The organism is Rhodanobacter ginsengisoli (assembly GCF_042657065.1).
Classification (GTDB): domain Bacteria; phylum Pseudomonadota; class Gammaproteobacteria; order Xanthomonadales; family Rhodanobacteraceae; genus Rhodanobacter; species Rhodanobacter ginsengisoli.
The window spans coordinates 1,962,159-1,980,301 of the sequence record NZ_JBHSNF010000001.1; the positions used below are offsets into that span (position 1 = coordinate 1,962,159).

18 protein-coding genes are annotated in these 18,143 nt (G+C 63.7%); 9 read left to right on the top strand and 9 right to left on the bottom strand.

Annotation, left to right across the window (positions count from 1 at the left end; translation table 11 throughout):
• Positions 1 to 145: 145 nt before the first annotated feature.
• The 3 genes from ACFPPA_RS09090 to ACFPPA_RS09100 form a co-directional block, all read right to left on the bottom strand.
• A complete protein-coding gene (locus ACFPPA_RS09090; protein ID WP_377319391.1) occupies positions 146 to 1,522 on the bottom strand; it encodes an HD-GYP domain-containing protein in 1,377 nt (458 codons plus the stop codon).
• Positions 1,523 to 1,661: 139 nt separating this feature from the next.
• A complete protein-coding gene (gene dsbG / locus ACFPPA_RS09095) occupies positions 1,662 to 2,408 on the bottom strand; it encodes a thiol:disulfide interchange protein DsbG (protein WP_377319392.1) in 747 nt (248 codons plus the stop codon).
• Positions 2,405 to 3,259, bottom strand: a complete 855-nt coding sequence (locus ACFPPA_RS09100) for a TlpA family protein disulfide reductase (RefSeq protein WP_377319393.1) — start codon at positions 3,257 to 3,259, stop codon at positions 2,405 to 2,407. The genes dsbG and ACFPPA_RS09100 overlap by 4 nt, the downstream gene beginning before the upstream one ends.
• Before the next feature lie 273 nt (positions 3,260 to 3,532).
• Here ACFPPA_RS09100 and ACFPPA_RS09105 point away from each other — a divergent pair, with 273 nt between their 5' ends.
• From ACFPPA_RS09105 to ACFPPA_RS09140, 8 genes are all read left to right on the top strand, one after another.
• Complete coding sequence (locus ACFPPA_RS09105; protein ID WP_377319394.1) at positions 3,533 to 3,958, top strand: Sbal_3080 family lipoprotein; 426 nt, start codon at positions 3,533 to 3,535, stop codon at positions 3,956 to 3,958.
• 181 nt (positions 3,959 to 4,139) lie between these two features.
• The gene (locus ACFPPA_RS09110) at positions 4,140 to 4,580 is read left to right on the top strand and encodes a nucleoside deaminase (protein ID WP_377319395.1); all 441 of its coding nucleotides are present in this window, start codon (positions 4,140 to 4,142) and stop codon (positions 4,578 to 4,580) included.
• A gap of 804 nt (positions 4,581 to 5,384) precedes the next feature.
• Positions 5,385 to 5,477: a K(+)-transporting ATPase subunit F gene (kdpF, locus tag ACFPPA_RS09115; RefSeq protein WP_377319396.1), complete on the top strand. Its 93-nt coding sequence runs from the start codon at positions 5,385 to 5,387 to the stop codon at positions 5,475 to 5,477.
• Positions 5,474 to 7,258, top strand: coding sequence for a potassium-transporting ATPase subunit KdpA (gene kdpA / locus ACFPPA_RS09120; protein WP_377319397.1), 1,785 nt, complete (start codon positions 5,474 to 5,476; stop codon positions 7,256 to 7,258). Before kdpF ends, kdpA begins: the two co-directional genes overlap by 4 nt.
• Before the next feature lie 3 nt (positions 7,259 to 7,261).
• A complete protein-coding gene (gene kdpB, locus ACFPPA_RS09125) occupies positions 7,262 to 9,346 on the top strand; it encodes a potassium-transporting ATPase subunit KdpB (protein WP_377319398.1) in 2,085 nt (694 codons plus the stop codon).
• The gene (locus ACFPPA_RS09130) at positions 9,343 to 10,152 is read left to right on the top strand and encodes a TorF family putative porin (RefSeq protein ID WP_377319399.1); all 810 of its coding nucleotides are present in this window, start codon (positions 9,343 to 9,345) and stop codon (positions 10,150 to 10,152) included. Before kdpB ends, ACFPPA_RS09130 begins: the two co-directional genes overlap by 4 nt.
• 13 nt (positions 10,153 to 10,165) lie before the next feature.
• Positions 10,166 to 10,744, top strand: coding sequence for a potassium-transporting ATPase subunit KdpC (gene kdpC, locus ACFPPA_RS09135; protein WP_377319400.1), 579 nt, complete (start codon positions 10,166 to 10,168; stop codon positions 10,742 to 10,744).
• A gap of 54 nt (positions 10,745 to 10,798) precedes the next feature.
• The gene (locus tag ACFPPA_RS09140; protein ID WP_377319401.1) at positions 10,799 to 13,465 is read left to right on the top strand and encodes an ATP-binding protein; all 2,667 of its coding nucleotides are present in this window, start codon (positions 10,799 to 10,801) and stop codon (positions 13,463 to 13,465) included.
• A 499-nt stretch (positions 13,466 to 13,964) separates the two neighbouring features.
• On the opposite strand, the gene ACFPPA_RS09145 is transcribed toward ACFPPA_RS09140, so the two are convergent.
• Entirely contained in the window at positions 13,965 to 14,537 is a 573-nt protein-coding gene (locus ACFPPA_RS09145) for a hypothetical protein (RefSeq protein WP_377319402.1), read from the bottom strand.
• Between the two features lie 66 nt (positions 14,538 to 14,603).
• Positions 14,604 to 15,314 carry a DUF4386 domain-containing protein gene (locus ACFPPA_RS09150; protein WP_377319403.1) on the bottom strand — a complete coding sequence of 237 codons (711 nt, stop codon included), beginning with the start codon at positions 15,312 to 15,314 and terminating at the stop codon, positions 14,604 to 14,606.
• A 517-nt stretch (positions 15,315 to 15,831) separates the two neighbouring features.
• Between ACFPPA_RS09150 and ACFPPA_RS09155 the strand changes: the two genes are divergently transcribed.
• A complete protein-coding gene (locus ACFPPA_RS09155; RefSeq protein ID WP_377319404.1) occupies positions 15,832 to 16,227 on the top strand; it encodes a hypothetical protein in 396 nt (131 codons plus the stop codon).
• Positions 16,228 to 16,484: 257 nt separating this feature from the next.
• On the opposite strand, the gene ACFPPA_RS09160 is transcribed toward ACFPPA_RS09155, so the two are convergent.
• From ACFPPA_RS09160 to ACFPPA_RS09175, 4 genes are all read right to left on the bottom strand, one after another.
• Complete coding sequence (locus ACFPPA_RS09160) at positions 16,485 to 16,856, bottom strand: YciI family protein (protein ID WP_377319405.1); 372 nt, start codon at positions 16,854 to 16,856, stop codon at positions 16,485 to 16,487.
• A 215-nt stretch (positions 16,857 to 17,071) separates the two neighbouring features.
• Positions 17,072 to 17,374, bottom strand: coding sequence for a hypothetical protein (locus ACFPPA_RS09165; protein WP_377319406.1), 303 nt, complete (start codon positions 17,372 to 17,374; stop codon positions 17,072 to 17,074).
• A 222-nt stretch (positions 17,375 to 17,596) separates the two neighbouring features.
• Positions 17,597 to 17,977: a hypothetical protein gene (locus ACFPPA_RS09170; RefSeq protein ID WP_377319407.1), complete on the bottom strand. Its 381-nt coding sequence runs from the start codon at positions 17,975 to 17,977 to the stop codon at positions 17,597 to 17,599.
• Positions 17,978 to 18,025: 48 nt separating this feature from the next.
• The gene (locus tag ACFPPA_RS09175; protein ID WP_377319471.1) at positions 18,026 to 18,142 is read right to left on the bottom strand and encodes an IS3 family transposase; all 117 of its coding nucleotides are present in this window, start codon (positions 18,140 to 18,142) and stop codon (positions 18,026 to 18,028) included.
• Position 18,143 lies beyond the last annotated feature (1 nt).

The window sequence follows — 18,143 nt, forward strand, 5'->3', positions numbered from 1 at the left end:
GACCAGGCGCGAGCGGAACCGATCGCCGGGGGGCGGACCCACGAACGGGAACGGCACCATGGAAGCACCGCGCCGTTCCCGCCCGCAAGCGGCTCTGACCCGGATGCGGGTCAATCTGCCCTCTCCAGTCCGTCAACGACCGTACTCAGGCGCCGGCGATACCCACGGCGGGCGGCAACACATCGGGCGCAGGCTCGGTGGCGACCACGCGTTCCAGCGCTGCAAAACAGTCCGCGTCGATCGCCGTGCCCACCGCCTCCCGCATGATTTCCAGCGTGCGTTCGATCGGAGTGGCCGCACGGTAGGGTCGCTCGGCCGAGATCGCATCGAAGATATCCGCCACGGTGATGATCCGCGTCTCCTGGCTGATGTCCGCGGCGGCAAGTCCCAGCGGGTAACCGGCGCCATCCAGCCGCTCATGGTGCGCGGCCGCCACCTGGGCCAGCTCGCTGAACTGCTGGATGCGGCCGAGGATATGTCCGGTATAGGCAGCATGCAGCCGGACCTGTCGCCATTCGTCCGGCGCCAGGCGAGCGGGCTTGTCCAGAATCGCGTTGCTGACGCCGAGCTTGCCCACGTCATGCAACAGGGCGGCACGCCGCAGCCAGCGCAATCGCGCGGGGGGCATGCCCAACTCGATCGCCAGCTTGACCGCGTAGTGGGCCACTCGTGCGCTGTGGCCAGCGGTGAACGGGCTCTTGGCGTCGACCACCTGACCGAATGCCTCGGCGATGGCATCCAGATAGTCCTCGTCCACCTCGATGGCGGAACTGGCCGGAGCCAGCCGGTTCACCTCGCGCTCGACCTGGTCACTGGCGAGCATCGCCCAGAACGCCGGCTCGCGCGCGACGCGTTCGAATGCCTGCACGAGTGCCGGGTCAAACCAGCTGCCGGCGCGCAAGCGCAATTCGCCAAGCGAGGCCTCGGCCCCACCGGAAAAATGGAAGACGTCCACCACCTGGGCCATCAGCGCAATCTGCGAGGCCAGCGGAATCGCCTCGGCGCGAAGGTGATCGGGGCGACCGCCACCGTCGAAATGTTCGTCCAGTGAGTGCACCGCCCGCGCCACCGATTCGGGAAAGCGCAGCTGCCGGGCAATGCTGGCGCCCCGGTTGCATCGCGTCCGGATCAGCTCCTGCGCCACCTCGTCACCGTTGCGCACGATGTTGAGAATGGCGCCAAGCCGTTGTCTCCAGCCACTGTGCTGACCGGTGTGGCTGACCACGAAGCCGAGCATCTGCCGCACCCCGCCACTGCCCACGCGCTTGAAGTCGCGCTTGAAGGCCAGGTCGTCGGTCAGATACAGCTCGCAAATCCGGGCGGCGTTGCTGCTGCAGCCCAGATCCTTCAGCAGCAGGGTGTAGTACAGCGACCACAGTTCGTCTTCGGGCAGGCCAAGCTGATTGCCCACGTGCATGCCGATCCAGCAGCAGCGCACGCAGTGACCTTCCGGCTGGCCCTCGGTGAGGTCCAGGGCGTAGCTCAGCGAACCGATCAGTTCTGCCAGATTGAGTTTCGACATGTCCCGCCCTGAATGACCTGCGTCTTCCTAATCCTTGTCGAGACGGCCGGCCGCAGCGGATCTTGAGTCCGGTCTGCACCGCGTCGCAGGCGACTTCCCGCTCGCCCGGCATCGGATCGCCGCCGGTCACCCGCCGATCTCAGCGACCGAAGATGGCCTTCAGGCGATCGTCCGACGGCATGCCCGGCAGCATGCGCACCCGTCCCGTGCTGTCCTTGTAGATCACCGACGGCGTGCCGTGGATATCCAGCTCCTCCATCAAGGCGATATTGGCGGCAATGTGCGCCGCGGTAGCGGCAGTCACCGTCTTCGCGGGCTTGACGCTGCTGTGGCCGAAGCTGTTCTCGTGCTGACGCAGGGTGGCCAGGGGATCGCTGGAATCGAGCACGGCCGCCGCACGATTGAGGCTCTGCGGCGCGATCACCGCCACCAGGATGTTGCGTACCTGCACGTCGCCGCCGGCCAGCAGCGGCTGGGTCGCCAGCCACAATTTGTGGCAATACGGGCATTCGGTATCGGTGAAGACGTAGACGATCCGCTTCGGCGTGGCCGAGCCCTCGGCAACCCAGGTGGATTTGGCCAGTTTGTCCCAGGTCGCTTCGGTCAGCCGCAGCTTGCTGGCCTCCTGCAGTGGCGCTTCCGTCAGGTTGTTGCCATTCTCGTCGAAGACCGAGCCGACCAGGACATGCTTGCCATCGGGCAGCAGATAGATCGGCAGCTTCTCGCCCTGGTAACTGCCGACAAAGCCCTTGAAGCCCGCGGGAGCCGGCAACGTCGCCTTGATCGCAATGCCCTTGCCGGCCAGCGCGCGGATCGGGGCCGGGTAGTCCTGCGCCTGGACGCAGGCGGTGAACGAAAAAGCGAACAGCAACAGCCAGTGTTTCAAGGGGTGTCTCCGGATGCAGGTGGGTCTTCGGCGATCACGTGACCGAGCGAGTCAGCCAGCGTGGCGGCCGAAAGCTCGCCCATGTGGGTATCGCGCAGGTGACCCTGCGCATCGAGGAACAAGGTGGTCGGATAGGCACGGACGTCGTAGTACTGGCTCAGCTGCATGCCGTCATCCAGCAGCACATGATCCAGCCTGAGCTGTTGCGCGTCCATGAACGTGCGCACGACCGCGGGCGACTCCCCCTGATCGGCAAACACGAAGCGCACGCCCGGCATGCGCTGCTGCGCCAGCGCCAGGGTCGGCAGTTCGCGCCGGCAGGGGCCGCACCAGGTCGCCCACAGGTTGATCACCAGCGGTCGCCCGCGCAGGTCCTGCAGCTGGACCGCGCGGCCGTCCAGATCTTGCAGCACGAGCGCGGGCAAGGGTGCCGTGCTGGCCGCCGTCAGCCGCAGCGCGACCAGGCTGACGAACCCCCACACCAGCACCCCCGCGCCGACCGACCAGGCCAGCGGCACCCGCAGCGGCCGCCGTCGCCATGCGAGCAGGCCGGTCGCCACGGCCAGCACCAGCAGGCCCGACAGCGGCAGAAAGCCGCCATCGCGAATATTCACCAGATCCAGCGGATGCGCGGCATAGTCGGCCCACCGGCGCAGCACAAACCCCGCCCGCGCGCCCAGCAGGGTCAGCGCGAGCAGCAGCCACAGGGCGTACTCCAGCGATACCCTGCCCCGTCGCTGAAACCAGCCGCCCACCAGAAATGCGGCGAGGGCACCGGCCAGCAAGGCGACCACGCCGGCCGAAAAGGCCAACGAGCCCAGCGTCACCACGGACAACGCCTCGCCTGCCATCAGCAACCGATCCGCACCCGGGCATCCGCCTCGGCCAGCGCCGACCGCCGCAACACAGGGCGCCGCAGGCACGTTCGTCGATCGGAGGTGATCCGCGGGTGCGACTGGCTCGACATCGGAAACTCCATGGCTGGGAAAGCGGTTCCGACAATCTATACCGGGGAAGGTGAACGGGTCGGAGGGTGCGCTGGAACGTCGGCTCCGCCCCTGTTTTGCCTGGGGGGCTATGCTGGAGCGATCGGCGATCGGACTCGCCGACATCAGGGGAACCCCATGAAGTACTTGTTTGCCGCTGCATCGGTGCTGGCGCTGGCTGCCTGTACCAGCGTGAAAGTGAAACCCGTCGACAACGGCCTCGCCATGCATCGCGTCTGCATTCACAACAACCCGAAGGTCATCGTCGATGATTTCGTGATGGTGATGGAGGACGGATTCCAGCGCCACGGCATCGCGGCGGAACTTTACGATCGCGATCTGCCGCCCTCGTGCGAATACGTCGTCGACTACACCGCGCTGCGCTCCTGGGATTTCAAACCCTATCTGTCCCACGCCGAAATCCGTATCACCGAACACGGCCGGCTCGTCGCCTCGGCCACCTATCACCTCAACGGCAAGGGCGGCCTCGACATGGGCAAGTGGCGCGGCACCAAGGCGAAGATGGATCCCGTGATGGACAAGCTGCTGGCCGGGTTTCACTGATAGCCGAGGATCGCTCCTCCTCGCACGAACGGCACCGTGGGAACGCGGCGGCGTTCTTGCCAGCACGTGGCGCTGGCCCGGATACCCACCGATACTGAGTGACACACCATGCAACGATGCAAAGGCATCGGCAGCAGTCACCCAGGGCAGCCAGAGATCACCCACGCGAGACGGAGGAACCATGGACAGATTCATGCAGGCGGCCATCGAGGAGGCCCAGGCGGGGCTGGCGGAAGGCGGCATCCCGATCGGCTCCGTGCTGGTACACCGGGGCACCATCATCGGCCGTGGCCACAATCGGCGGGTACAGCATGGCAGTGTGGTGCTGCACGGCGAAATGGATGCACTGGAAAATGCCGGTCGCCAATCGGCGGCGGTCTACCGCGAATGCGTGCTCTACACCACGCTGTCGCCGTGCCCGATGTGTTCGGGAGCGATACTCCTGTACGGGATTCCCAAGGTCGTCATAGGCGAGAACCGCACGTTCATGGGCGAAGAGGAACATCTTCGCGCCCGCGGGGTGACGGTCGACGTGCTGCAGGACCCCGTATGCATCGACCTGATGTCCGGCTTCATCAAGCGCTCCCCCGCGTTGTGGAGCGAGGACATCGGATCCGAGTGAAGCGCCGGCGGGGTTCTGAACACGACGCGGGTGTTGACCGTCTGCAGATCTCGGCAGAGGCCGTTATCTGCCCAGGCTGTGTGAAAACTCCTGGGTGAGTTTGCACAACGGCCGCGTACGCGAATTCTTGGCGCCTCTTCGAACACGAGCGTCCTGAAATCGAACTCTCGCCGAGCGAATTGCTCATCTTTTGCGCAGTAGAAAAGCCACTCTTTCGTTTTCACACAGCCTGGGCCAAAAGCTGCCGGTCGCCAGAAGCGGGACCGACCGAGCGCGTCAAGTCCATCGCTCGTCCCACACCACACCCCTTCGTGCCGTCGTTCATCAGATTCCGCGACCGGTGGAAAAGGATCGATCTCGGCCTTCGCCGCTGGCCCAGTCGTTGTAGAGGGCGCAAGGGCGGCGGCGAACGGAGACCAGTCATTGCTGATTATCTGCAACTGATCTGGTCGACGACTTCCGGTCAGAACATTTGCCGCCTTCAGTTTCGCTCGCATGCAGGAATGACAGCTCGACTTGCGGAATCTGAGCAGCTCTGCCGTCCAACGGCGATCCGGAGTCGGCCACGTCCGGTAAGAATTTTCGAATTTTTTACGGGGTTCGATCGAGGCGATACACCGTTCTTAGACGGCATTTTCTACAGTTCGCTCCGTTGCAATAACGGAGTCCCGGCCCGTGGACATGATCTACCTGCTATTCACGACCGCGCTTGTCGCCGCCACGAGCGGTTTCCTGCTGCTTTGCGAGCGCTTGGGCCGGCGATAGCGCTGGCACCCATCGCACAACCTTCAACGGACTTTCCCCATGCCCCTGATCTACGGACTGGCCATCACCATCGCGGTGGCGCTTGCAGCCTACCTGTGCGTGGCCCTCCTCAAACCGGAGTGGTTCGAATGACCACCAACGACTATTTCCAGCTCGGCCTCTATCTGGTCGTCCTGCTGTTGCTGGTCAAACCCCTGGGCAGCTACATGGCGCTGGTGTTCGCCGACACACCCAACCGCGTCACCCGTGTTGGTGCGCGGCTGGAACGTGGCATCTACCGGCTTTGCGGCATCCGGCCTGACGAAGACATGAGCTGGAAGCGCTACGCGCTGGCCATGTTGATCTTCAACGTGCTGGGCCTGCTGGCGGTCTATGCGCTGCAGCGGTTGCAGCCATGGTTGCCGCTCAACCCACAGCACTTCGCTGCGGTGTCGCCCGACTCGGCGATGAATACCGCCATCAGTTTTGCCACCAACACCAACTGGCAGGGCTATGGCGGCGAGTCGACCATGAGCTATCTGACCCAGATGCTGGGTCTGGCTGTGCAGAACTTTCTCTCCGCCGCCACCGGCATCGCGGTGTTGATCGCGGTGATCCGCGGCTTCAGCCGGCGCAGCGCCAACGGACTGGGCAATTTCTGGGTCGACCTGACGCGCAGCACGCTGTACCTGCTGATTCCGCTGTCGCTGCTGATGAGCGTATTCCTGGTCTCGCAGGGTGTGGTGCAGAGCTTCAAGCCCTACATGGAGGTATCGGTCCTGCAAGCCAGCGCCCATACCGAGACGGTGAAGGATGCCGCCGGTCACGAAGTCGCGCACAGCGTGCCGGTGATCACGCAGACCCTGCCCATGGGCCCGGCCGCGTCGCAGGTTGCGATCAAGCAGCTGGGCACCAATGGTGGGGGCTTCTTCGGCGCCAACTCGGCCCATCCGTACGAGAACCCTACGCCGCTGAGTAACTTTGTCGAACTGCTGGCGATCCTGCTGATACCGGCGGCGCTCTGCTACACCTTCGGCGCGATGGTGGGTGATCGCCGCCAGGGCTGGTCGCTGTTGACGGTGATGCTGGTGATCTTCATCCCCCTCCTGTTGGCCTGCACCGCTGCCGAGCAGGCGGGTAACCCGTTGCTGACCCGCCTCGGCGTCGATCAGCAAGCCTCGGCGCTGCAGGCCGGCGGCAACATGGAGGGCAAGGAAACCCGCTTCGGCATCGTCAATTCCACGTTGTGGGCCACCGCCACCACGGCTGCGTCGAACGGCTCGGTCAACGCGATGCACGATTCGTTCACCCCGCTGGGCGGGCTGATCCCGATGTGGCTGATCCAGCTCGGCGAGGTGATCTTCGGCGGCGTCGGTTCGGGCCTGTACGGGATGCTTGCCTTTGCCGTGGTCGCGGTATTCATCGCCGGCCTGATGGTCGGGCGCACCCCGGAGTATCTCGGCAAGAAGATCGAGGCGTACGAGATGAAGATGGCCAGCCTGGCGGTGCTGATTCCCTGCGCGCTGGTAGTGATCGGTACGGCCATCGCGGTGAGCGTGTCGGCCGGCGTGGCGGGCGTGGCCAATCCTGGCGCACACGGCTTCAGCGAGATGTTGTACGCGGTGAGTTCGGCCGCCAACAACAACGGCAGCGCGTTTGGCGGACTGGCAGTCAACACACCGTTCTGGAACGTGTTGCTGGGCATCTGCATGTTCCTGGCGCGGTTCCCGCTGATCGTGGCGATGTTGGCGATGGCAGGCTCGCTGGCCGCCAAGCGCCACGTGCCCGCCTCGGCCGGCACGCTGCCAACGCACACGCCGCTGTTCATCACGCTGCTGGCCTGCGTGGTGATCGTGATCGGCGCACTCACCTTCCTGCCGGCGCTGGCCCTGGGGCCGATCGCCGAACAACTCATGTCCACCATGGGGCACTGATCCATGACTTCGCATACCCATGCAGTTCGCGGCTTTGATCGTGAACTGCTCCTCAAGGCGGCGATGGATGCGTTCCGCAAACTGTCACCGCGCATGCAGTTCCGCAATCCGGTGATGTTCGTGGTGTTCGTCTGCAGCGTGCTCACCACGGCGCTGTGGATACAGGCCTGCTGGCTGCAGGCGCACGCCGGTCACGGTGAGGCGCCGGCCTCATTCATCTTCTGGGTCGGCCTGTGGCTGTGGTTCACCCTGCTGTTCGCCAATTTCGCCGAGGCACTGGCCGAAGGTCGCGGCAAGGCGCAGGCGGACGCGCTGCGCAGTTCGCGCCGGGACGTGGTCGCGAAGAAACTCGCGCAACCCAAGCGTGATGCCGCCATTTCCGTTATCTCCTCCGCCGATCTTCGCACCGGTGACCTGGTGCTGGTGGAAGCCGGCGACATCATCCCGGGCGACGGTGAAGCGGTGGTGGGCGCCGCCAGTGTCAACGAGAGCGCGATCACCGGCGAATCGGCCCCGGTAATCCGCGAGGCCGGCGGCGACCGCAGCGCCGTTACCGGGGGTACCCAACTGCTGTCGGACTGGCTGGTGGTGCGCATCACCAGCGACCCTGGCGAGACCTTTCTGGATCGCATGATCGCCATGGTGGAAGGCTCCAAGCGCCGCAAGACGCCGAACGAGATCGCGCTGACCATCCTGCTGGCCAAGTTCACCCTGATCTTCCTGCTCGCCTGCGCCACGTTGCTGCCTTACTCGATCTACAGTGTGCAGGCCGCCGGCAGCGGTCATCCGATCACGCTCACCGTGCTGATCGCCCTGCTGGTCTGCCTGATCCCGACCACCATCGGCGCGCTGCTCTCGGCCATCGGCATCGCAGGCATGGACCGGATGATCCGCGCCAACGTGATTGCCACCTCCGGTCGCGCGGTGGAAGCGGCCGGTGATGTCGACGTGTTGCTGCTGGACAAGACCGGCACCATCACCCTGGGCAACCGCCAGGCGGTGGCGTTTCATGCAGCGCCAGGTATTGCGGAAGGCGTGCTGGCCGAGGCGGCGCGGCTGGCCTCGCTGGCAGACGAGACGCCCGAGGGTCGCAGCATTGTGGTGCTGGCCGGCGAGGGCTTCGGCCCGTGCGATGCGGTGCCCCCGGGCGCGGCGCAGTTCGTGCCCTTCACCGCGCAGACTCGCATGAGCGGTGTTGACATGGGCGAGCGGCATATCCGCAAGGGCGCCATTGATGCGGTGGAAAGGCATCTGGCCGCCCGGGGCGGCTCACTGCCCCCGGCGGTCAAGCGCATCGCCGAGGAGATCGCCCGGCGCGGGGCCACGCCGCTGATCGTGACCGAAGGCGCCCGCGCACTGGGGGTGATCGAACTCAAGGACATCGTCAAGAGCGGTATCAAGGAGCGCTTTGCCGAGATGCGCAGGATGGGCATCAAGACCATCATGATCACCGGCGACAACCCGCTCACCGCTGCGGCCATCGCGGCCGAGGCGGGCGTGGACGACTTTCTCGCTGAGGCGACCCCGGAAGCCAAGCTCAAGCTGATCCGCGACATCCAGTCAGAGAACCGGTTGGTGGCGATGTGCGGCGACGGCACCAACGATGCGCCCGCGCTGGCCCAGGCCGACGTGGCGGTGGCGATGAACACCGGCACCCAGGCGGCGAAAGAGGCTGGCAACATGGTCGACCTCGATTCCAATCCGACCAAGCTGATCGAGGTAGTGGAGATCGGCAAGCAGATGCTGATCACCCGCGGCGCGCTGACCACGTTCTCCATCTCCAACGACATCGCCAAGTATTTCGCGATCATTCCCGCTGCGTTCGCTACCACCTATCCGGCGCTGAACGCACTCAACGTGATGCACCTGGCGACGCCACGCAGTGCGATCCTGTCGGCGGTGATCTTCAACGCGCTGATCATCATGTTCCTGATCCCGCTGGCACTGAAGGGTGTGAAGTACCGCGCGCTGGGCGCCGCCGCGCTGCTGCGTCGCAACCTGCTGGTGTACGGGCTCGGCGGCATCGTGGCGCCGTTCCTGGGCATCAAGCTGGTCGACATGCTGCTGGTGCTGGTGGGGCTCTCATGATCCGCCGCATGATTCCGGTGGTACTTGTCGTCATCGTCCTGATGGATGCCCGCGTCCGCGCCGATGACGCAATACCCGTCACGACCACCGCCAACATCGCGCTGACCTCGGACTACCTGTTCCGGGGCCTCACCCAGACCTGGGGCGGGCCCGCGATCCAGGGCGGCGCCGACTACGCCAATCCCGACGGTTTGGCCGCCGGCGTCTGGGGTTCGAGCATCAGCGAGCGCAGTTACCCTGGAGGCGCGATGGAGCTGGATCTCTACGCCAGCTACGGGCAGGCGATCGACGCCGACTGGTCGTGGCGCACCGGCCTCTACGGCTACGTCTATCCGGGCGCCAATCTGGACCAGGTCGGCATGGCCTCGCGCTCTTTGAACACCATCGAGGCGAACGCCGCGCTGACATGGAAACGGGTCACGCTGAAATACAACCAGGCATTGACCGATTACTTCGGCGTCGACGCCGAGCAGGGCTACACCGGCGATTCGAAGGGCACCGCCTATCTGCAACTGGATGTGGCGATTCCCTTGGACGATGCATGGAGCGTGGCTCTGCATGCGGGTCATACGCACTACCCCACCACCCTCGCGATGCCATTGACCGATGGTGCGCGCAACCCCGGCTACAGCGATTTCGGCGCCACGTTGAAGTACCAGCTCATGGGCCACTGGTCGCTCAGCGGCGGCGTCACGCATGCCACCAACGCGGACTTCTACCGCCATACGTCCAGCTTCCTCAACGCCAGCGACACCCGCAATGTCGGTGGTACCCGCGGTTTCGTCATGCTGCAAGGCACGTTCTGACCGGAGCACACTCATGTTCAAGCTACTGCGCCAATCCCTGCTGATGCTGCTGGTAATGACCGTGATCACCGGCGTGCTGTATCCACTGGCCGCGACCGGGCTGTCCCGTCTGGCGTTTCGTCACCAGGCCGACGGCAGTCTGGTCGAGAAGGACGGCAAGCCGATCGGCTCCGAACTGATTGGCCAGTCGTTCGACGATCCCCGCTACTTCTGGGGCCGTCCGTCGGCCACCTCGCCCAACCCGTACAACGGTGGCGCTTCGGCGGGTTCCAACCTGGGCCCGAACAACCCGGCACTGGTCGATGCCGTGAAGCAGCGCATCGCTGCGCTGAGAGCGGCCGACCCGGGCAATACGGCACCGCTGCCGGTAGATCTGGTGACCGCCTCTGCCAGCGGACTGGATCCGGACATCAGCCCCGCGGCGGCACAGTATCAGGCAGCGCGCGTGGCGCGCCTGCGCAAGCTCGATCCGAAGCAGGTGATGGCGCTGGTTCGGCGACATACGCAAGGGCGGCAGCTTGGCGTGCTGGGCGAGCCGCGGGTCAATGTGCTCCAGCTCAACCTGGCGCTGGACGCACTGCGGGAGCACTGATCCGCCCATGGCGGTTGATTCGTTACTCTACCCGGACCCAGGCGAGATACGTCCATGTCGGAAGCTTCCCGCGATATCCGTGCCGACGCACTGCTTAGTACTGCGCAGGACGCGTCCAGCCCACGGCTGAAGATCTTCCTCGGCGCCGCACCCGGCGTGGGCAAGACCTTCGCCATGCTGTCCGCGGCACGCGAGCTGAAGCGCCAGGGGACGGATGTCGTGGTGGGGCTGGTGGAGACTCACGGCCGTGACGAAACGGAGGCATTGCTGGAAGGTCTGGAAGTGCTGCCTCGGCGCACGGCGACCTACCGCGGCGGCGACTTCACCGAATTCGACCTGGATGCCGCGCTGGCGCGCAAACCCGCAGTCTTGCTGGTGGACGAACTGGCCCACACCAACCTGCCAGGAGGGCGTCATACCCGGCGCTGGCAGGACATCGCCGAGTTGCTCGATGCCGGTATCGAGGTTTACACCGCACTGAACGTACAGCACCTGGAAAGCCTCAATGACCAGGTGCGCCGCATCACCGGCATCACCGTGCGCGAAACGGTGCCGGACGCCTTCCTCGATCGCGCGCGCGACATCGTGCTGGTCGATCTGCCCCCGCGCGAACTGATCGGCCGACTGAAGCAGGGCAAGGTCTACATGCCAGAAACAGCTGCCGCTGCCCTCAACGCCTTCTTCTCACCAACCAATCTCGCGGCCCTGCGTGAGCTGGCGCTGGAAACCATCGCAGGACATGTCGACAGCGATTTGCGCGAGCACATGCTGGCACGCGGTAGCGCCATGACGGTGCGCCGGCACGTGATGGCGACGATCGACGGCTACGGGCAGAGCGAATACCTGGTACGCGTGGCCCGGCGCATCGCCGAACGGCGTGGCGCGCCCTGGAGCGTGGCCTTCGTCGACACCGGCGCGGCGATGGACCCGGCGCGGCGCGAACGGCTGGATGCCGCCATGCGACTGGCGCGGCGCCTGGGTGGCGATTCGATCATCCTGCGCGGGCACGTGATCGCCGACGAATTGCTGGCGCATGCCGATCGCGAGGGCGTGGGCCAGATCATCCTGGGGCGCACCCGTGAGCGGCCGATCGCGCGGATGCTGGGCATTTCGCTGACTCAGCAACTGTTGCGCCGTGGTGCGCACATGGAACTGACGATCATCGCCACGCCGAAAGAGCGTGCTCAGGCGCGGCGTCGGCTGCGCCTCGCCGGCGAACGCGGATCGCGTGGGGAATACGTCTACGCCACGGCAGCCACGGTGGTGGCGTTCGCGCTGGCATTTCTGGCCGACCGCTATTTTTCAGTCGCCAGCCTCTCGCTGATCTTCCTCACTGCGGTGCTGGTGGTGGCGGTGCGTACTCGCATGATGGTGGCCGTTTATACGGCCGTCATGTGCTTCCTCGGTTACAACTTCTTCTTCACCCAACCGCGATATACCCTTCGGATCGCCAACGCGGACGACGTGCTGGCGGTGCTGTTGTTCCTGGTCGCCGCGCTCGTCTGCAGCCGACTGGCCACGCGGTTGGCAAGTCAGGTGGCCTCGCTGCGCGCGGCTCAGACGCGGGCGCGGGCACTGTTGGGTCTGGGACAGCAGCTCACTGCCAGCACTGACGCCGAGGGCGTGCTCAAAGTGGGGGCCGGCGCGCTTGCCAGGGCACTGGATGCCGATGTCGCCATGCTGGTCCGCGACGCCGGCCAGGTACTGCACCCGGTCACCATCGCACCACGTAGCCTGGCGCTCACGCCCCAGGATCTTGCTGCGGCCAACTGGTGCGAACAGCATGCCGAACCAGCCGGTCGCTTCACCGATACCCTGAACGGAGCTGCCTGCTGGATGCTGCCGTTAGGCCTGGAAAACCACCGCCTCGGCGTAGCCGCTCTTCGCTTCGATCCGGCCTCCGGTCCGCTCGACCCGGATCGCCGGAGCCTGACCTTGACCATGGTGCAGGACATCGGCCGAGCCCTCGAGCGCGCCCGGCTGGCTGACGAACTGGAGAGCGCCCGTATACAGGGCGAGACCGAGCGGCTGCGAAGCGCGCTGCTTTCGTCTGTGTCCCATGACCTGCGCTCGCCACTGGCATCGATGATCGGGGCCGCCGGGACACTTCTGAGCTACCGCAGCAAATTGCCCGAACAGGAGCAGGTCGATCTGCTGCAATCCATTCTGGGCGAGGGCCAGCGGCTGGATCGCTATATTCAGAACCTGCTGGACATGACCCGTCTTGGCCATGGGACGCTGAAGCTCAACCGCGACTGGACCGACAGCGCGGAAATCGCCGCCGCCGCCGTCGCTCGCTTGCGCCGGTCATTTCCCGACCTCAGGGTGGAAATCCAGGCACCGGCCGAACCCGTGCTCCTCTACGTGCACCCCGCCCTTATCGAACAGGCCCTGTTCAACATCCTGGAAAATGCCGCCCGCTTCTCGCCGCCTGGCGAAGCGGTTCGCCTGCACGTGCATGTCGCCGACCAGAACCTGCTGATCGACGTCAGCGACCGCGGTCCGGGTATTCCGGAGGACGAGCGCGCGCGCATTTTCGACATGTTCTATTCAGTGGCGCGCGGCGATCGTGCATCTCAGGGCACGGGGCTTGGCCTGGCCATCTGCCGCGGCATGATCGGCGCGCACGGCGGCAGCGTGGAAGCACTCCCTGGCGACGGCATCGGCACCATAATACGCATCAGTCTGCCGCTGTCTCGGTCGCCGGATACCAACATCTGATACATGCACTCCGACGGCCTTGGTCATCGACGAGTGGAGTGACTTCGCCGGGATTTCGAGATCGTCACATTGGAGCTCGCCTGAAAATGTGCCCACTCCAAGCGACCGGCTCAAGTACGCGGCTGTCACTTTGAAGTCCTGGATGTGCCTAGGCGTGGCAAGTGGCCAAAGCATGTGCATATCGAGAGTGGAACGCTGCCGGTCCCGCAGACACGATCCTAAGCAAGTTGCACCACCCGGTCGGGATCATAAACACTTCCTTCCCATGAATGGGCCGCGAATGCGACGGACTGACTCTCCCGCGACCGGCAGCTATGGGTCGGTCTCTGCCCTCCGCAGCCCGCCCGGTTGCAGGAGGGCCACAAAAGCAGACCACGGCCAGCAACGGCCGGTCTGCTACCGCAAATGCATGCCGCAGGGCAGCGATTCAAGATCGCCGAGCGCCGCCGAAAAGTGGCATTTCACGGTTGAATCCAACGCTGGAGCCAGGCGGCGCGCCTCAGCGCGTCTGCTTGAACGGTCGGTCGGTCGGGGCCTTGCGGCCAGCAGATCGTATGGCGGACAGAGCGGCCCGGAAGACGAAATGCACCACGACCGACACGGCTGCAAATACCACGGCCACCAAGGTGGGAAGCACGGTGCCGAACGTGAAAGTCATGCCGACGACGAATCCAAAGATGTACTCGACCCGGTAAACGGGAAACAATGCCGCGAGCAGGAACAGGCCGAAGAACAGGCCGGAGAGCACTGCGGACATCCCAAGCTGGAACAATGTCGCCATGGCCGCGCCATACAGCAAGGAGCACACCAGCCCAGCCCACATGCCCCTGGCCAATCCCGACCCGGTGGATGCGGTCAGATGATTGCGCAGTCGCACGCCCAGCAACCAGCCCAGAAGAGGCAGAACCGCCAGCCCGAACCAGTTGGAGATGGCCGGAAAATCAGGGCGATCCAGCAAGTGATGGCTAGGTACGCCGCCGTTGAAGTACTCACAAGCAAGTACGGCGGCTTCAAACACCAGCGAGGAAAACGCAACAAGTACGGGAAGGCGATGGCGTGCTTGCATGGTCATGTCGTTTCCCATTCCTGCTGTGCTGGTGGCTGACCGGCGAAAACCTGAAAGCTCAAGGCACGAACATCAAGCACGCGATGTCGACGGGAAGTCTTCCGAGGGCGGCACCCTGGCACCCATGACGAGGATCCACAACATGAACGCCACTTCGCCGAGCTGGGCCGGGAACGCATAGCTGGAAACCATCCCCTCGTATTGCGGCAACAGCAGGCCGGTAAAGCTCAGGGCCAGATAGGCAAGACCATTGATGGCCAGCCAGACGCCCAGGAAGCGGGGCAAGAAGCGCGACCGGTACACGAGGATCGCCAGGGGGAAAAGCCACAGTCCCCAGAAGATCTCGGCGGCAACGATTTCCTGTCCATGCAGACGCAGGAACAGCATTGCCAGGGCGTCCCGCTGAGGTTTGCCGAATGCCGACAAGAAATCGGCACCGTGCACGAGTATCAGCGCAGCCGCATCGTTCAGCACGTTGAAGAAGAAGATGGGTACCGTCATCAGCCCCAGGATCACTATCACGGCGGCCTGCTTCGGATTGACTTGTCTGAGCAGCTGGTAAAGCGCCAGCACCAGGAAAATCTCGAGGACTCCGCAGAACAGATCGCTGGCCATGCCCAGACGAAAGAGCGACTCGTGCGCAACGATGTTGCTGGCTGTTTCGGTGGCATTGCCACTCACGAACAGCGTCTTGGGAATATAGATCAGGCGGAAGGGTGCGATCAGCACATCCAGTAGATAAAGGGAGCCAGCGATTCTAGCGTTCCTGCCAAGCGTACTCATCCAAGGCTCTCCATAATTCAAGCCAGAGTAGCCGTTCGCTTGTCCATCTCCATATGCCAGGGGTCACGAGTGTCGCCCTGTCCGAGCGCACTCGGAGGATGGCCTTCGACGTCCTCACGATTGAAGAATCAGGCCGCACCGGCAACCAACAAGAGCCGGTCGTCCATCTCAGATGCATGCCGCAAAACGGCCATTCGCGAAATGTCGAAACGGCTCGCTCAACGAAAAATGGGCCTTCAAATGGGGGACCTGAGGGAATAGGACCACCTAGAGACCGAGGTGGGCATCAGTCCCGCTGACTCGTTGAAGGCACGACGCAAGATAGTGCGACGCGGACAATGAGGAGCTTCCATATCCACCGGTCGCAGGTGCTCATCTTGACCTCTGAGCTGTACGGTCCACTTAGCGAACCGCACGCTGAACGTGATCCACGGCTCTAAGTTTGCGCTAAGCCGTTTGCCGCAGCTTGTAGGTGCCGGGTGAGAGCACAAGCCCGCCACACCGCAAAGAGGACATCATGAAAACGACAAAGCGCACAATTCACCCGTTGGCAGGTGCTGCACTAGCAGTTGCAATGATGGTTCCGGTAGCGGCATCCGCTCACACGCACGTCTTCCTAGGTGTCGATCTGGGCGGCCTGTTCGCCCCGCCACCGGTCGAGCGCTACACCACACAGGCGTACTATCCGCCACCGCCGGTCTACTACCAGCGTCCGGTTTATTACGCGCCTCGCGTGGTCTACGGTGAATCTCAGGTCATCTACGACCACCGCGGGCATCGCGGCTGGGATCAAGAACAGCGCGGCGACTGGCGGCACGGCTGGGACGAGCACGACGACCGTGATTGGCACCATCACGAGGACGAAGACTGGCATCATCACCGGCACGATCGTGATGACAACGATGAGCATTGAACTGACCACCTACGCGCGTACCCAACGGCGCCGGTGCGCACGTTCTTTTTGCGACTGATTGTTCGCCCCTATGTGGGTTTCGTAAAAGGCTGCAAACGAACCCATACGGGCGACCGTCGCCAACCGACCGGTCGGCGCCCTCGAACTAAAGGTCGCTGACTGGCCAGAAGCGGACATCGCCGCGATGACTTACGAAGCAGTAAAGGCGTTTGTGGAGAATGGGCGCCAGAGCATTCCTAATGCAGGCGTACAAGCTCTCATGGGGCCAGGTAGAAATCCATGGGGATAAGCTCGACGGCCCATCCGCCTTCTTCACCCAGCGTCGCGGCCGGGTGCATGGATGCGATGCGCAGCGCCTCGTCATGGCTGTCCGCCTCAATGATGAACAAGCCGCCCACCACTTCCTTCGACTCGGTGTAAGGCCCATCGCTGACGAGCGTCTTGCCGCTGCGCGGGCGAAGCGTCCTCCAGCTGTCCGGATCGCCAAGCGACGCGGAAACCAGAACCTTCCCGGTCGCGCGCATCTTCTCGTCCAGTGCCGGGCATTGGCTCACGAGTGCCTTGACGTCGCCTGGCGCCATCGCGGCGAATTTTTCGGGGGTGAAGTAGGCCAGGCCGAGGTATTTCATGGGAGATCCTTTGCGTGGGGATGCATCGACGACGAAGCTGATGATCGGAAATCGACAATGCTCTGGAAAAGTCTGCAGCGGGTCTTGGCCAGACTGTCCGCTGTGGGCCGGTCCCTACCTCCCGCAGCCTGCCCGGCTGCCGTCGAGCCTGCAAGGACCGTCGTCGGAGGCGGACATCTCGTCGCGCACCATACGGCCACATTCTTGTGGAGCTTCTAGCTACCGACATGGCTGCGTACATAGAGATGCACGATCACCCACGCCGCGACCACGATTGTCCACGTTGCAAGTAAACTCCAACCCTTGCCAGTAAATACTTGGCGAACAGCCCTGACGAACACCATAACGTTGAGCAGGGTGTAGGCAAGAAGGATCGGTAGCGCCATCAACCCGAAACTGATGAGGCTGTTGCCATCGCCAGCTTCGATGCGTCCATCCGGCATATCCGACCATAGGTTCCCGCAGATGACCAGGTAAACGGTGAGGCCAATAGCGTTGGCGATCAGATAGAACTTCACGGCTTTCGACATGCTTGTCATGTTTCGCTGTTTACTCGATCTTGCCGCATAGCCTGGGCAAACCCGTGCGGCATGTGCGACGTCTCGTTGGCTCACGCGAAGAACGGAGTCAGGTTCACCTACTACCGCAGCCTGCGCAGGATAAGTGAACCTGACCCCGTTCCTTCCATGTGCTCTAACGCTTGAGTATGCGGCGGCGGAGCCGTCCGCTTGGACGAATGGCTAGGTGTTCTGCGACGAACTCTGCAGAGAGAACCTGCCATGCAATTTGAATGTTGCCTCGATGCCGCGAACTCCGAACCAAATCACGAGCGCGAACAGCATGCCGCTCCGGCTCTCTGGAAACACGAAGGGGACCAGAAAGCAAAGAACTGACAAGCTGACGCCGTCCACGACTGCGAGACGACTGAATTTGTAGCGCGTGAAGTAACCACAAATTGCATATGTGACTGCGACAAAGAGCAGACGCGGCCATGCCAAAAAAGCGAAGAATGCGACGAATGCGGCCGCCAGAAAGAACCCAAGGGCCGCCCACTTTGCGAAGTCGATAGCAGCCTCACGATTGGCAATTCGCCCGAAAAATGCGTTCTGCAGCGTGACCATTTTGAACACCTAACGCTTGAGTTAAACGGCGGCGGAGCCGGAGAGTTCCTACGCAAAAGTGGACACCGGTTGGTTAGCCGCACTGGCTTCGAACTCGACGGGAGAACGATAACCCAAGGCGGAGTGTAAGCGCTTGTTGTTGTAGAAATCGATGTAGCTTTGCACG